We start from the raw sequence: 15,599 nt of genomic DNA, 5'->3' as shown, positions 1-15,599 counted from the left end.
CTTCAGCACTTGTCGGGGCTGAACGAGGCGCTTTCGCTTTTCTTATTTCATATAGCTTTGCAGCAGCGACCAGACCTGATCTTTCCCTAAACCAGTTTCTGATGAAAAAAGAACAATATGGTCATTCGGGTCTAGATCCAAGGTTTCACGGGTTACCTTTAAATGCTTTTGCCATTTCCCTTTTGGGATTTTATCCGCCTTCGTGGCGATAATGATACAGGGGATTTCGTAATGCTTTAAAAAATCATACATCATGATATCGTCCTGTGTCGGCGGATGTCTTAAGTCAACAATTAAGACAACGGCATTTAGCTGTTCCCGGGTTGTTAAGTATGTTTCAATCATTTTCCCCCAGGCAGCACGCTCCGTTTTTGAAACCTTAGCATAGCCATAACCAGGAACATCAACAAAATGGAGCACTTCATTTATGATAAAAAAGTTTAAGGTTTGTGTTTTTCCTGGCTTGGAAGAAATCCTTGCTAAAGCTTTTCGACCTAACATTCGATTAATAAACGATGATTTTCCTACATTGGATCGCCCTGCTAAGGCGAATTCCGGTATATCTGTTTCAGGATATTGCTCTGGCCTTACAGCACTGATAACAATATCTGCACTTGTTACTTTCATTTTATGACTCCTTCAAGCAGAGCATGTTTTAATACCTCATCTACATGCGATACAAGCACAAACTCAATTTCATTTCGAATACTTTCTGGTATATCCTCTATATCCTTTTCATTATCCTTCGGGAGAATGACCTTTGTTAATCCGGCTCTATGAGCACTTAAAGTTTTCTCTTTTAATCCGCCAATTGGAAGAACACGTCCTCTTAACGTGATTTCTCCTGTCATTCCGACTTCGCGGCGGATTGGTCTGCCGGATAATGCTGAGACAAGCGCCGTGGCAATGGTGATCCCTGCAGATGGCCCGTCTTTCGGAACGGCACCTTCCGGAACATGAATATGGATATCATGTTTTTCATGGAAATCTTCCTCGATGCCAAGTTCCTTCGCCTTCGAACGAACATAACTGAATGCCGCCTGGGCCGACTCCTTCATAACATCACCAAGTTTACCTGTTAAGACTAACTTGCCTTTCCCTGGTGCCAATGAAACTTCAATTTGCAGCGTATCCCCGCCAACAGTTGTGTACGCTAATCCGGTTGCAACCCCCACCTGATCTTCAGCTTCCGCCTGGCCATAACGGAATCTTGGCTTGCCTAAAAATTCCTCGATGTTTTTTTCGGTAATAATAACTCGTTTTTTCTCACCGGAAACAACGATTTTAGCCGTTTTTCGGCAAAGGGTCGCCATTTGCCGTTCAAGACTCCGAACCCCTGCTTCACGTGTATAATATCGGACAACCTTTAAAATTGCATCATCACGAACCTGAAGAATTCCCTTTGAAAGTCCATTTTCTTTAATTTGTTTTGGTAACAAGTGATCTCTTGTAATATGAACTTTTTCAATTTCGGTATAGCCCGCAATCGTAATAATTTCCATTCTGTCTAACAACGGCCCCGGAATGGTAGACAAATTATTGGCCGTGGCAATAAACATGACCTTTGATAAATCATACGTCTCTTCAATATAATGATCGCTAAAATTATGATTTTGTTCCGGATCAAGGACTTCAAGCATGGCTGCCGAAGGATCGCCGCGGAAATCACTGGACATCTTATCGATCTCATCGAGTAAAAAGACTGGGTTAATCGTGCCTGCCTTTTTCATTCCTTGAATAATTCTTCCCGGCATTGCACCGACATAGGTTCTTCTGTGGCCGCGAATTTCCGATTCATCACGAACACCGCCAAGAGAAATTCGGACAAAATTACGATTTAGTGAAGTCGCAATCGATTTTGCCAGACTTGTTTTCCCAACCCCTGGAGGTCCAGCTAAACAAAGAATGGGTCCTTTCAAGGAATTGGTCAGCTTTTGAACCGCTAAATATTCAAGTACTCGCTCTTTCACCTTTTCAAGACCATAATGATCTTCATTTAAAATTCGCTCCGCACGATTAATATCAATATCATCGTCCGTTTTCTTTGACCATGGAATCGAAATTAACCATTCAATATAATTGCGGATTACAGCACTTTCAGCAGAGCTGGATGGAACTTTTTCGTAACGATCCAATTCTTTCAATGCGGTTTGTTTTACATGGTCCGGCATTCCGGCGTTTTCAATCTTTTCAGTAAGATCAGCAACCTCTCCGGTTTTGCCTTCCTTATCACCTAATTCTTTTTGAATCGCCTTCATCTGTTCACGCAAATAATATTCCTTTTGCGTTCTTTCCATTGAGCGCTTTACTCGCTGGCCGATTTTCTTTTCAAGATTAAGGACTTCTTTTTCATTATGGATGGTATCGATGACGAGGCTCATCCGTTCTTTCACGTCAATCGTTTCAAGAATCGTCTGCTTATCCTTTAGTTTAATCGGTAAATGGGAGGCAATGATATCTGCCATTCTTCCGGGTTCTTCAATATCGGTAACGGATGCAAAGGTTTCAGCAGAGATTTTTTTCGATAGTTTTATGTATTGCTCGAAATAATCAAGCATCGTTCTCATCAGGGCTTGATCTTCCACATCTTTTGTATCCGGGTCATCGTATGTTTGAATGACAACAGAATAATAATCTTCTTCGTCATGGAATGATACGATTTCAGCCCTGCTTAACCCTTCCACCAAGACGCGGATGGTCCCATTTGGGAGCTTCAGCATTTGCTTTACCTTTGTCAAAGTCCCAAGCTTATATATGTCTTCTTCCAAAGGCTCATCTATCGACACATCTTTTTGGGTTGTTAAAAAAATTAAGTGGTCATCTACCATCGCTTTTTCTAGGGCTTGAACCGATCTTTCCCGTCCTACATCTAAATGAAGGACCATTGTCGGATAAACAAGCAGCCCCCGAAGCGGCAGGAGGGGGACGATTATTTCATTGTTTTTCGCCAAATTACTGCACCTCCAAAAATCAATATTTCCATTAGTGAATTAGAATTCATCTTTGTACAATTCTATCCTATTTAAAAAAAAGTGTCTAATATAAGCTAATAACTACAATAATTCTATTTTCCCCAATCCCCTTGTTTTCTTCCATGCCAATAAAAAACTTCGGTTTGTTTTGGTTTACAAACCGAAGTTTATTTTTCAAATAGATTCTTTCTTTGAAAGTTCGATGGATGCCGGAATGACTTTGTTCAGAGCTAACTCATTGACCAAGGCAATCTCAAATACTTCATGTAAATGAGTGACTGGAACGATATTGATGCCCTCAATTTCATTTAAAATTGACTGCATATTTTCTTCCGGGATAATAACCGTTTCTGCACCGGCCTTTTTCGCTGCTTTTACCTTTGGATAAACACCGCCAATGGGTTTGACGTTTCCATGAATGCTAATTTCCCCAGTCATGGCTACCTTGTTATCGATTGGGATTTTATAAATGGCCGAATAAATTCCGGTTGCCATCGCAATTCCCGCTGACGGTCCGTCAATTGGAACTCCACCTGGAAAATTCACATGGATATCGAAGTCATCAGCAGGAACTCCCATCGAACGTAATACGGTAATCACATTTTCAATCGAACCGCGTGCCATACTTTTGCGGCGAATCGATTTGCCTTGACCGCCAATACTTTCCTCTTCCACAATACCAGTAATATTAATCGAACCCTTTTCCTTTGCCGGAATGACCGTTACTTCAATTTCTAGAAGCGCACCGGAATTCGGGCCATAAACAGCAAGCCCATTCACAAGACCAACTTGGGAATCATCATTAATTTTTCTTTCCATGCGCGGTGACATTTGACTGGAATGAATCACCCATTCAATATCTTCGTCTTTTAAAAAGTCTCGTTCCTCTTGAATGGCGAGGCCGGCTGCAATTTGCACTAAATTAACTGCTTCCCGTCCGTTTCTTGCATAGTTTGAAAGTGTTTCCACACCGTTTTCACTTATGGATAGATTCACTTTATCTGCTGCTTTTCTTGCAACTAAACTAATTTCCTCCTCGCTTAATTCACGGAAGAACACTTCCATACAGCGCGAACGAATCGCCGGGGGAATTTCATTCGGTGTTCTTGTTGTTGCCCCAATTAACCGGAAATCGGCTGGGAGTCCATTTTTAAAAATATCATGGATGTGTGTTGGGATTTGATTATTTTCCTCATGATAATAGGCACTTTCTAGGAAAACCTTCCGATCCTCTAACACCTTTAACAATTTATTCATTTGGATAGGATGCAATTCACCTATTTCATCAATAAATAATACACCGCCATGTGCATTTGTTACAGCGCCTTGCTTTGGCTGTGGAATTCCAGCTTGTCCCATAGCCCCAGCCCCTTGATAGATTGGGTCATGAACAGAACCGATTAATGGGTCGGCAATTCCCCGTTCATCAAAACGGGCGGTTGTCGCATCAAGTTCAATAAAAACAGATGCCGGTTTGAATGGTGATTTGCTATTTTTTTTCGCTTCCTCAAGAACTAGGCGGGCTGCAGCTGTTTTCCCCACACCAGGCGGTCCGTAAATGATGACATGCTGTGGATTGGGACCGCATAATGCCGCCTTTAATGATTTAATTCCATCCTCCTGCCCAACAATATCTTTAAAGCTAGTAGGACGTACTTTTTCTGATAATGGTTCGGTTAAAGAAATGGATCTCATTTTACGAAGCTGCTCCATTTCCTTTCTTGATTCTCTATCGATGGATACTTTTTGTGTTCGCTGATTTCGAAGCAAATTCCAAAAATATAGTCCAATGATGATTCCAAAAAAGAGCTGTATAAATAAGGCAATCCCCGTCCAACTCATACTATCCCCTCCTGCAGATTAATTCTGATAGATATTTTCAGTATTTCCTGCGATTGGGTGTAATAAACCACAAATTGTGCGGTTTGGTAAGAAAAAAAAGAACCTGGCACAACGCCGGGTTCTTTGATTGTTTAGCTAAAGTGCCTGTAATTAGGTACTTTAACACTTTTTCATTATGCAGATTTTTCGTTGGCTACAGTTCCATCCTCTAGAATCAGCTTCGGTTCACTGTTATCTAAAACCGTTTCCTGCGTGATGATACACTTCGTGATATCATCTCTTGATGGAAGATCAAACATCACATCAAGCATGATTCCTTCAATAATAGAACGTAACCCGCGGGCACCTGTTTTTCGTTCAATCGCTTTTTTCGCGATTTCCACTAGAGCGCCTTCTTCGAATTCAAGATTTACATCATCAATCTCAAGCATTTTTTGATATTGCTTCACCAAAGCATTCTTCGGCTTCGTTAAGATTTCAATTAAAGCACCTTCATCTAATTGCTCAAGGCTTGCAATAACAGGCAAACGTCCGATAAATTCCGGAATTAAGCCAAAGCGAAGCAAGTCCTCAGGCAATACTTTTGAAAGAAGCTCTTTTTGTCCAATTTCTTGAGTCTTAACATCTGAGCCGAATCCAATGACTTTTTGCCCTAAACGGCGTTTAATGATTGGTTCGATGCCATCAAATGCACCACCGCAAATAAATAGAATATTCGTTGTATCAATTTGGATAAATTCTTGATGCGGATGTTTTCTGCCGCCTTGTGGAGGAACACTTGCAACCGTACCTTCAAGAATTTTTAATAATGCCTGTTGAACGCCTTCACCGGAGACATCTCTTGTAATCGATGGATTTTCCGATTTACGGGCAATTTTATCAATTTCATCAATATAAATGATGCCCTTTTCTGCCTTTTCTACATCATAATCAGCAGCTTGGATTAATTTAAGCAAAATATTTTCAACATCTTCGCCAACATATCCAGCCTCGGTTAATGAAGTTGCATCAGCAATCGCAAATGGTACGTTAAGGATGCGGGCTAATGTTTGTGCCAATAACGTTTTCCCACTACCAGTTGGTCCAATCATACAAATATTACTCTTCGCAAGCTCAACATCATCAATCTTACTATTGGAATTAATCCGCTTATAGTGATTATAAACGGCTACCGATAATGATTTCTTTGCCTGATCCTGGCCGATGACATATTCATCAAGAATTTCACAAATTTCCTTTGGCTTTGGAACATCTTTAAATTCTACCTCTTCTTCTGTTCCAAGTTCTTCCTCAACAATCTCTGTGCAAAGCTCGATACACTCATCACATATATAAACTCCTGGACCCGCAACCAGCTTTCGAACTTGATCCTGTGTTTTACCACAGAAAGAACATTTTAATTGCCCTTTTTCATCATTAAATTTAAACAATCTTTTCACCCCTTGATACTTGTTGTCACACAATTTTAAAGCTGCGAATCCCAAATAAATTCGAATCTTTTTCTTCTATTTTTAGTGGTATGTATTGCATTGTAACACATGTTGCCGATGGACTGGAAATAAAAAGCCTTATGTTTGCTACTGTTAAATTTACTGGGATTCGCCATCATAACAGAAACTTATGTACCCATTAAGCATAACCAAAATTTTAAAAAATCAACCTTAAATCCGTTTGGTTTAATTTAATTCGATATGTAATTCCATTTTTCCTGCCCATCTGCAAAAATGTATAAGGCTTTTCATGAGGTTTAATAAAAAGGTTTCCCTACCCCTATTATAATATGTAATCGATAAAATGTATAAAACAAGGCACGATGGAATCGTGCCTTGCTAAAAATTAATTATTTTTTGTTTTCAATAAGAAAGTCAACTGCTTTTTTAAGCTGAAGATCTGCTTTAATTCCTTCAACTCCGCCAAGTGCTGCTTTAATGTTGTCAACTGTCATGTTATACATGCCAGCCATTTTTTCAAGTTCAGCATTAACGTCTTCATCAGTTGCCTCAAGATTTTCTGCCTTCGCAATTGCTTCAAGCGTTAAGTTTACACGTACACGCTTAGCTGCTTCTTCTTTCATTTGCTCGCGAAGGGCATTTTCATCTTGACCTGAGAATTGGAAGTAAAGCTCAAGGTTCATACCTTGCATTTGCAAGCGTTGTTCGAACTCTTGAAGCATACGGTTTACTTCGCTATCGATCATAACAGCTGGGATTTCTACTTCAGCATTTTCAGCTGCTTTTTCCACTACAGTATCACGTAGGTGATGCTCTGCTTCATGCTTTTTGCTGTCTTCTAAACGAGTTTTGATTTTTTCTTTTAATGCATCCAATGTTTCAACTTCTTCATCTACATCTTTTGCAAACTCATCATCGAGTGTTGGAAGTTCTTTTCCTTTAATTTCATGAACAGTTACTTTGAAAACTGCTGGCTTACCTGCAAGCTCTGCAGCATGATATTCTTCAGGGAAAGATACTTCTACGTCTTTTGATTCGCCGGCAGCAACTCCAACAAGCTGCTCTTCAAAGCCAGGAATGAAAGAGCCAGAACCTAACTCAAGTGAGTGGTTTTCTGCTTTTCCGCCTTCAAATGCTTCGCCATCAACGAAACCTTCAAAGTCGAGGATAACAGTATCGCCGTTTTCAGCTTTACCTTCTTCTTTTACAACAAGCTCAGCTTGACGATTTTGAAGTGTTTCTAATTCTTTTTGTACGTCTTCATCTGTAACATTTGTATCAAGTTCTTCTACTTCTAAGCCTTTGTACTCGCCTAATTTCACTTCAGGCTTTACAGTAACAGTAGCTTTGAAGATAAGCTCTTTGCCTTTTTCCATTTGCTCAATATCAATATCAGGACGATCAACTGGCTCGATGCCTGTTTCATCGATTGCATTTCCATATGCTTCTGGAAGAATGAAATCCAAAGCATCTTGATATAGTGATTCAACACCAAAACGCTTTTCAAACATGCCACGAGGCATTTTTCCTTTACGGAATCCTGGAACATTTACTTGTTTTACAACTTTTTGGAAAGCTGCGTCTAATCCTTTGCTTACTTCCTCAGCACTTACTTCAACTGTAAGAACACCGCGGTTTCCTTCTAACTTTTCCCACTTAGCTGTCATACCGTTTTTTCCCTCCAACATCTATTCTCATTTCATTCGTAACGAATTGTATGAATATGTCTTGTTCTATCAAGTCATTATCCACTTTTTGTTGTAAAATATCGAATTTCTTCAGAATGCGACCCCTACATTATATCATAGGATTGATTTCTTTCAACACACTGCCTAAAAATTAGGGTAAGAAATTTCTTCTATTTCTCGTATTTTAACGATTGCTAGATTGATTTCTTCACTGGGAACACCGTATTCTTCCGCTCTATCAATTATTTCTGCATCGTTTCCCATGTATTCCTCTGCTAGAACATGAAAGGCTGCTGCCCATGCTTTAGCATTCTTCGGCTCCAGCTCGAAAGGATAGCTGATAAAAAAGATTCGTTCTACCATACCTGTTATATCCGACAATAAAACCGGGTTACTATTTTCCAGATAATCTTCTAAATGTTCTATGATTTTTTCCATCCTGGGCTGGGCATGAACTTCAGGCAATTTTGTCGGGATAATCTTGATGATCTGATGAAACTTTTGGACCTCGATTTCCTTGTCATATTCCTGCTCTTTTAGTAGAGTTAGCAGGGTTGTTTTAAAAAAGGACTGTCCTGTTTCTGCGATTAGATAGGCTTTAATTTCCTCTATATAAGGTCTAATGTTCCTCTCCGCCAGTTTGGATAGAAGCAGCATTTGTTCGGTTGTATTTTGTAAGGAAAAAAGGTTCAGGCTTTTGTTCATTAGACCAGTTTCATCCGAATTGTCATTTTCCACATCTGCTTGATTCTGTTCCGCCATCCTTTTGCTAAATTGCAGGATGGTTAGAAAATGATCCTGTTTTTCGGGTGGTATTTCTTTTTCATCCAATAAGACTTCAATCGTTGAAACAATTTCTTGATATTCGTGCAGCTGGATTAGAATGGTCAAATATAAATCGACCATCTGATAATAATCGCCGATTCCTTTAAGTAAAAGTTCGTTTGCAAGTTTTTTTGCTTTGCGGTAAGCACCGGCTTCAAAATAGGCTAAGACTAAGCCCATTAGGACATCGCCATTTTCCGGATCAAGTTCTTTCGCGCCTTCTAAAAGCTCGATGGCTTCTTCAAACTTTTTTAATTGCAAGCTTTCTAAGCCCTTTTCCGTTAATCGCTGTTCTAGCCCGGGAAAGAAGATTACATTCTCTTTTCTTTTAACTCGTTCCCGTTTTTTCATAAAATTCCGCCCTTATGGTTGATGAAAATTAGTGTAGCATGAATTAGGTAAAAAACAAAAAAACTCACCTTTTTCTGGGTGAGTAAAGTTCATTTGGTATGTAGATGGCGTCCCAGGAGAGATTCGAACTCCCGACCGTACGCTTAGAAGGCGTATGCTCTATCCTGCTGAGCTACTGGGACGTAGTCATTTATCAAAGACAAGATTTATTATATAGTCCTAAAAAATAAAAGTCAATAATAAATTTGCTGTTTTTTAAAAACAAGAAATAGGGAGATACACTCCCCATTATCTTGTCGGCAAGGTAAATTCATAGCCTAAATCGACTAATTCACGACCGTTCAATTCAAAAACAGTCATCTTTATTTTTTCATCTGCTAGGTCTAGAATAACGTACGTTTTTTCAAAGCGCTCCCGAGGCAGCCGAAGGCTTCCGGGGTTCAAAAACAAGGTTCCACCAATGACCTCCGCCCCTAATATATGGGAATGCCCGAAACAAACAATATCGGCGTTTACCTCTTGCGCCTTATACTTTAAATTCATCAAAGATGACTTAACCGAATACTTATGCCCGTGCGTAACGAAAATTTTCCGGCCAGTTACCTCTTCGATCACTTCTAAAGGATAACCACCGAAATCACAATTCCCTAATACGGTGACAAACCCTGAAATCGCTTGGTCATCTGGCATTAACTGCGAATCTCCACAATGAATCATTAAATCGACATCTTTCATATGTCTGTCCCGCAGAATTTCAAGCTCTTTTGTCATTCCGTGACTATCACTGACAATCAAAATTTTGCTCATGATTGATTTGCTCTTTCTAAAATTGAATCCAGCACCGTATCAAGCTTCTTTAAGGCGTTTGCGCGGTGGCTGATTTTATTTTTTTCCTCTGAAGGGAGCTCAGCCATTGCAAGTCCCAAATTCGGAACATAAAAAATCGGATCGTAACCAAAGCCGTGCGTCCCTTTTCTTTCTGTTAAAATCCGGCCTTCACAAGTTCCCGAAACCGTCATCGTTTCTTGATTTGGCACAGCCACAGCCAGTGCACAATAAAATCTTGCCTTCCGCTCTTCCTCAGGGACATCCTTTAGCTCAAAAAGAACCTTATCAATATTGTCCTGATCATTTTTATGTTCTCCGGCATATCGGGCTGAATAGATACCAGGTCTGCCTTCTAATACATCCACAATTAAACCGGAGTCGTCTCCAATGACCATTTTATTCAAGGCCTTAGAGATCGCTTCTGCTTTAAGGATGGCATTTGCCTCAAAAGTAGTTCCTGTTTCCTCTACATCAGGTATCTCTGGAAAATCTAATAGTGTTTTGACTTCGATTCCCCTTTTGGCAAAAATACTCTCAAATTCTCTCGCTTTTCCGGGGTTTTTAGTAGCAATAATAACTTCTCTCATTTATTCTTTCTTCTTTCTTCAATTTTTTCGGTTATGTCTGCACCAAGAGCAATTTTTTGATGCTCAAAAAGCTCACTCAATCCGGCTTGTGCTGCATGAAGTAATTCTTGAAGCTGGTTGTAAGAGAAAGTAGCTTCCTCACCTGTTCCCTGCAGTTCAACAAATTCTCCGCTTCCGGTCATGACAACATTCATGTCAACCAAAGCACCGGAGTCCTCCGGGTAATTTAAATCTAGGATGGTTGTGTTCTCTTCTAAAATTCCGACACTGGTCGCTGCCAGGAAATCAGTGATGGGGAATTTTATCGCTCTTTTTTCGGCTAATTCATTTAAAGCAAGCGTCATCGCGACAAATGCTCCGGTAATGGAAGCCGTACGGGTTCCTCCGTCAGCCTGAATGACATCACAATCAATCCAAACTGTTTTTTCCCCTAAAGACTTTAAATCTACAATAGCCCTTAAGGCACGGCCAATCAGCCGCTGAATTTCCATGGTACGCCCGGACACTTTCCCTTTAGAAGATTCTCGGATATTCCTTGATGCCGTCGCTCTTGGGAGCATCGAATATTCCGCTGTAATCCAGCCTTTGCCTTCTCCCCTCATAAAGTGCGGCACCCGGTCTTCAATTGTAGCGGTGCAAATTACTTTTGTGTCCCCAACAGAAATGAGCACCGAGCCTTCCGGATGCATTAAATAGTTTGTTTCAATATGTATGGGTCTTAACTGCAATGGTTCACGTCCATCAACACGCACTAACCTTCCTCCTTCATGATCAAGCTCGCCTTGTTGGTATAAGCCGGCCTATCTGGCAAATAGAAAAGCATAATCGTCTTTTTAAGGACGCTAAAGAGCCAGACAAATAAAGAAGAGGCGGCGGGAAGCCAACCTCTTTCATGGTCATTATATAGTATAACAAAAAACTTTTTTTAAAAACTACCTGTATTTACTTTTTCCGGACGAGTTACAGGCTCAGATATTTTTTTACCCTGTTCATTTTTGAGCCCTGCTTTCCCTTTCACTTCGATTGCAACTTTTTCAATTCCCGGCTGTTCTGTTAATGATAATACAAGAGTGTTTAACACGGCCTGCGAAATCTCCTTTTCTTCGAAGCTTCCATAAATATTCTCATTAAAGTTCAATGTCACCTGTCCATTTTCCACTTTTGGCGCTTCAAGAAGTTTTGCGTCAGACATAAACTCTGAAAGAAGGTTTGACTTCTGACTTGGCCCTTCAATTAATTCATTTACAGCAGCAGTGATATTATCGGTTACATTATTGCTAACCCGTCGTGTTACCGGTACATAGTAGTACGAGCCTTCTTTTTCACCGCCAATATAGTATACGGTTACCGGTTTTGTATTGGTAATGTCTACAACATCCGTTGTATCAATATTGATTCCGATGGATCTCGTTAAGTGATCACTGATTGGTGTACCGTTTACCGGCATTTCGGTTAATGGATGCCCGGTCATGGATAACTGTACGGACTTAACGGAGTCAAATTGGGTTAATGTCCAGGTAATGGATTGAAGAATTTTCAACTCGTCTTCAGGTTGATAGTTTTTAAATTCCTTTGAAAAATCAACATGGGCTACGCCATCCTTAATGTTAACAGACAATGAAGTTTCTGCCGGGATGACTGCTCTAAATCCGTTTGGCAGCATATCTTCAACGGGTCCGTTATCTACTAAGTATTCGAGAGCTTGTGTTGCGGTAGAACTTTTTTTCGGCAGTGCTATTGTCTGCGGCACTACATAGCCATTTTTATCGATGAGGTATAGTTCTGTTTTGATGGTGTTTTTTGCATTTTCGGTTTTAGCCACTGTTTCTTTGCTTACCGTTTTTCCAGTGTCCATGGAGACGGATTTCGGCGGGTCGATTTTCTTTTCCGTTTCAGTATTAAATAAGCCACAGCCTGATAATAGAACGCTCGAAGCAAACATAGCCGACACAAGGATGACTGCTTTATTTTTATTTTTAGACATACAATTCCCTCCCAAGACAGTTTGTACTACCATGTATACGAGCCTTCCGGAAATTTAGACCGTCTTGAAAAAAAAATTTGGACATTCTCTAAAAAACTTTTTAAAAACAAATGAGCCCCCAGAGGAGCTCCCATTTATAATTTAATTTTTTGTACATTGTCAACCGGCATGTCCAGCCATTCCGAGGCGATCTTGGAAAAGATTCCTCTTGATCCGGTAGTAATAAACTCGTGCTCCGGCTCGTCCTCAGATTCTTCGAGCTGGCCGTTGTATTGAAGGATGGCACTGATTTCTCTCGCAGTTTCATCACCGGAACTAATCACGTTAACCTCCGGACCCATTACTTTTTTAATAAGCGGTCCAAGCAACGGATAATGCGTGCATCCTAAAATTAATGTATCTAAATTTAAATTTAACATCGGCTGCAAGGATTGCGTAACAATTTTTTCCGCAATCGCCCCGTCATATTCGCCGCTTTCAACCAGCGGAACAAATTTTGGACAGGCATGGGCTTTCACAAACAGCCTGCTGTTTAACGATTTTAATGCCTTTTCATAAGCGCCACTTTCTACGGTAACCTGGGTGCCTATAATACCAACCCGATAGTTTTTTGTTCGCTTTATCGCGGCCCGCGCTCCTGGATAAATGACTCCGATCACTGGAATTTTTAATTCCCTCCGAATTTCATCCAAAGCAACAGCTGTTGCCGTATTGCAAGCGATGACCAGCATTTTAATCTGTTTTTCTAATAAAAAGGTTGTTAATTCCCAAGTGAATTTTCTAACTTCCTTTGTTGGTCTTGGCCCATAAGGACAACGTGCCGTATCTCCCAAATAAATGATTTTTTCATTTGGCAGCTGTCGCATTATTTCCTTTGCAACCGTTAACCCTCCAACGCCGGAATCAATTACACCTATTGGTTGTTTCAAGCTTCTCGCCTCATTCTTAACGCATTTCCTGATGCAGTTTACTTAAATTGTTTTGGACCAGAAGAATCTCATCTGTGGTAAAGTTTTTTAAGATTTCCTCTAAATATACTTGACGCTTCTTGATAACCTCATTGATAATTCGTTCGCCTTCCTCGAGCAGATGAATTCTCACTACTCGGCGATCATTCGGATCTTTAACCCGGACAAGGAGTTGATTTTTCTCCATGCGATCGACTAAATCTGTAGTGGTACTACAGGCAAGAAACATTTTATTAGATAATTCCCCAATTGTCATATCGCCATCTTCAAAAAGCCACTGCAGGGCAACAAACTGGGGAGGAGTAATTTTATAATTACTTAACATTTCTCTTCCTTTTTGTTTAATAATCCCGGATATGTACCGTAAATCTTTTTCAATATTCGCCACTATTTCCCCGTTCACTTTTTGTGAATTTTCGAGTTTCATGTATTATACACTCCTATAATATGCTTTCCCCTCAACTTAAAGCGCCGCTTAACGAGTTGTTTTCTCAAAAGATGAGTTAAGCTTGTATTTATTTTCTACTTTTTTCGCTTAAATTTCAAGCAGAAACATGAAGCGTTCTTTTTTTCAAAAAAAAACGAATACGGCGTTTTACACCCGCATCCACTATGAAAATAACTTTATAAAAATATGAACCGGCCTCCCAAAAAAGGATGCCGGTCATGATTAAAGTTCTAGCTCTCCCATTCGAAGGAGCTCTACAACGGCTTGTGAACGCCCCTTAACACCAAGCTTTTGCATGGCATTGGAAATATGATTTCTAACCGTTTTTTCGCTTATAAATAATTCACCAGCGATTTCCTTCGTTGTTTTGTCTTGTACTAACAGTTCGAATACTTCTCTTTCGCGTTTGGTGAGTAATGGCTTGTGAGTATAATCATTCTCCTTCAAGTATTGTGACCCTCCTTGCCTTCGCCAGTTATGAACCGTGGGGTGGGTATATATTTAGTCACCATATCTTATGTGAACTCTACAAATGTAGTGACTATAAATACTATCTGAAAAATGATTTTGTTTCGTTATATATTAACATCGATATGCCGTACAAGCAGATTTCTCATTTTCTCTGTCCAAGGAACGCCTTTCCCAGCCTTTTTTGAGATTTGAACAAGCGTTCCTCTTCCTACAAATCCAACAGAACCATCTTCTTTTTTGCCCATATAATGAAGATCGACAGAGGAATTTCCGACTGAAGCGGCTTTTACATATACTTTTAAATTTTCACCGAAAAAAATTTGCTGTAAAAAATCACATTGGAGATCAGCAACAACTGGAAATGTCTCACTTTCAGGCTTTACCCACTCATCCATAAAACCAATGGATTTCAAATATTCAGTCCGGGCTTCCTCAAAATAAACGAATGGAACTGTATTATTTAAATGTCCAAACATATCCGTTTCAGAAAACCTAACCCTGATTGGGAGAAAATATTCAAATTCATGCTGCCACTTATGAAAATCATCTATATAAATTGCTTTCACCATCTTATTTGTCACGCTCCTTTTCCACGCAAGATGAATAGTCATTCATTCCCCTTTAGTCTTAATTATAATTCAAATTTGGCTGTTTTCGCAAAGATTGTTGTTTTTCGTACAGAATTAATGGTTAACATTTCTCCCAGACTTCTGATTCGGACGCGATTGCCTTTGGATTCATCGAAGCTGTCCGAATGTACCCTTGATTCGGACATGATTGCCCTTGGCTTCAGTCATAGCTGTCCGAATGCTCCCTTGATTCGGACTCGATTGCCCTTGGGGTCAGTCATAGCTGTCCGAATGCGCCCTTGATTCGGACTCGATTGCCCTTGGCTTCAGTCATAGCTGTCCGAATGTACCCTTGATTCGGACTCGATTTCCCTTGGGTTCAGTTAAAGCTGTCCGAATGCGCCCCTGATTCGGACATGATTGCCCTTGGATTCAGTCATAGCTGTCCGAATGCTCCCTTGATTCGGACTCGATTTCCCTTGGGGTCAGTCATAGCTGTCCGAATGCGCTCTTGATTCGGACTCGATTTCCCTTGGCTTCAGTCATAGCTGTCCGAATGTACCCTTGATTCGGACTCGATTTCCCTTGGGGTCAGTCATAGCTGTCCGAATGCGC

14 protein-coding genes and 1 tRNA gene are annotated in these 15,599 nt (G+C 40.3%); all 15 read right to left on the bottom strand.

Features of this window, described 5'->3' with window-relative positions:
- Nucleotides 1–42: 42 nt before the first annotated feature.
- Complete coding sequence (gene yihA, locus M028_RS0101190) at nucleotides 43–627, bottom strand: ribosome biogenesis GTP-binding protein YihA/YsxC (protein ID WP_026572276.1); 585 nt, start codon at nucleotides 625–627, stop codon at nucleotides 43–45.
- Entirely contained in the window at nucleotides 624–2,951 is a 2,328-nt protein-coding gene (gene lon, locus M028_RS0101185) for an endopeptidase La (RefSeq protein ID WP_026572275.1), read from the bottom strand. Before lon ends, yihA begins: the two co-directional genes overlap by 4 nt.
- Nucleotides 2,952–3,146: 195 nt before the next feature.
- A complete protein-coding gene (lonB, locus tag M028_RS0101175; protein WP_026572274.1) occupies nucleotides 3,147–4,814 on the bottom strand; it encodes an ATP-dependent protease LonB in 1,668 nt (555 codons plus the stop codon).
- Between the two features lie 173 nt (nucleotides 4,815–4,987).
- Nucleotides 4,988–6,244 carry an ATP-dependent protease ATP-binding subunit ClpX gene (gene clpX / locus M028_RS0101170; protein ID WP_026572273.1) on the bottom strand — a complete coding sequence of 419 codons (1,257 nt, stop codon included), beginning with the start codon at nucleotides 6,242–6,244 and terminating at the stop codon, nucleotides 4,988–4,990.
- Between the two features lie 410 nt (nucleotides 6,245–6,654).
- On the bottom strand, nucleotides 6,655–7,932 hold the full coding sequence (tig, locus tag M028_RS0101165; RefSeq protein ID WP_026572272.1) for a trigger factor: 1,278 nt from the start codon (nucleotides 7,930–7,932) through the stop codon (nucleotides 6,655–6,657).
- Nucleotides 7,933–8,097: 165 nt separating this feature from the next.
- On the bottom strand, nucleotides 8,098–9,129 hold the full coding sequence (locus M028_RS0101160) for a tetratricopeptide repeat protein (RefSeq protein ID WP_026572271.1): 1,032 nt from the start codon (nucleotides 9,127–9,129) through the stop codon (nucleotides 8,098–8,100).
- Nucleotides 9,130–9,234: 105 nt separating this feature from the next.
- Nucleotides 9,235–9,311 (bottom strand) — tRNA-Arg (locus M028_RS0101155).
- A gap of 106 nt (nucleotides 9,312–9,417) precedes the next feature.
- The gene (locus M028_RS0101150; RefSeq protein WP_026572270.1) at nucleotides 9,418–9,936 is read right to left on the bottom strand and encodes a metallophosphoesterase family protein; all 519 of its coding nucleotides are present in this window, start codon (nucleotides 9,934–9,936) and stop codon (nucleotides 9,418–9,420) included.
- Nucleotides 9,933–10,544: an XTP/dITP diphosphatase gene (locus tag M028_RS0101145; protein WP_026572269.1), complete on the bottom strand. Its 612-nt coding sequence runs from the start codon at nucleotides 10,542–10,544 to the stop codon at nucleotides 9,933–9,935. The genes M028_RS0101150 and M028_RS0101145 overlap by 4 nt, the downstream gene beginning before the upstream one ends.
- Nucleotides 10,541–11,296 (bottom strand): ribonuclease PH, encoded by a 756-nt coding sequence (gene rph, locus M028_RS0101140; RefSeq protein WP_026572268.1) that lies wholly within the window; start codon nucleotides 11,294–11,296, stop codon nucleotides 10,541–10,543. The genes M028_RS0101145 and rph overlap by 4 nt, the downstream gene beginning before the upstream one ends.
- A 173-nt stretch (nucleotides 11,297–11,469) precedes the next feature.
- Complete coding sequence (locus tag M028_RS0101135; RefSeq protein ID WP_026572267.1) at nucleotides 11,470–12,528, bottom strand: GerMN domain-containing protein; 1,059 nt, start codon at nucleotides 12,526–12,528, stop codon at nucleotides 11,470–11,472.
- Between the two features lie 134 nt (nucleotides 12,529–12,662).
- Nucleotides 12,663–13,457, bottom strand: coding sequence for a glutamate racemase (racE, locus tag M028_RS0101130; protein ID WP_026572266.1), 795 nt, complete (start codon nucleotides 13,455–13,457; stop codon nucleotides 12,663–12,665).
- A gap of 16 nt (nucleotides 13,458–13,473) precedes the next feature.
- Nucleotides 13,474–13,923 carry a MarR family winged helix-turn-helix transcriptional regulator gene (locus tag M028_RS0101125; protein WP_026572265.1) on the bottom strand — a complete coding sequence of 150 codons (450 nt, stop codon included), beginning with the start codon at nucleotides 13,921–13,923 and terminating at the stop codon, nucleotides 13,474–13,476.
- A gap of 243 nt (nucleotides 13,924–14,166) precedes the next feature.
- Complete coding sequence (gerE, locus tag M028_RS0101115) at nucleotides 14,167–14,391, bottom strand: spore germination transcription factor GerE (protein WP_026572264.1); 225 nt, start codon at nucleotides 14,389–14,391, stop codon at nucleotides 14,167–14,169.
- A gap of 128 nt (nucleotides 14,392–14,519) precedes the next feature.
- Nucleotides 14,520–14,984 (bottom strand): acyl-CoA thioesterase, encoded by a 465-nt coding sequence (locus M028_RS0101110; RefSeq protein ID WP_026572263.1) that lies wholly within the window; start codon nucleotides 14,982–14,984, stop codon nucleotides 14,520–14,522.
- Nucleotides 14,985–15,599 lie beyond the last annotated feature (615 nt).

This window comes from Bacillus sp. UNC438CL73TsuS30 (genome assembly GCF_000482325.1).
Classification (GTDB): Bacteria; Bacillota; Bacilli; order Bacillales; family Cytobacillaceae; genus Neobacillus.
The sequence above is the reverse complement of the archived record's forward strand: the minus strand, read 5'-3'. Positions and strand labels throughout refer to the sequence as shown.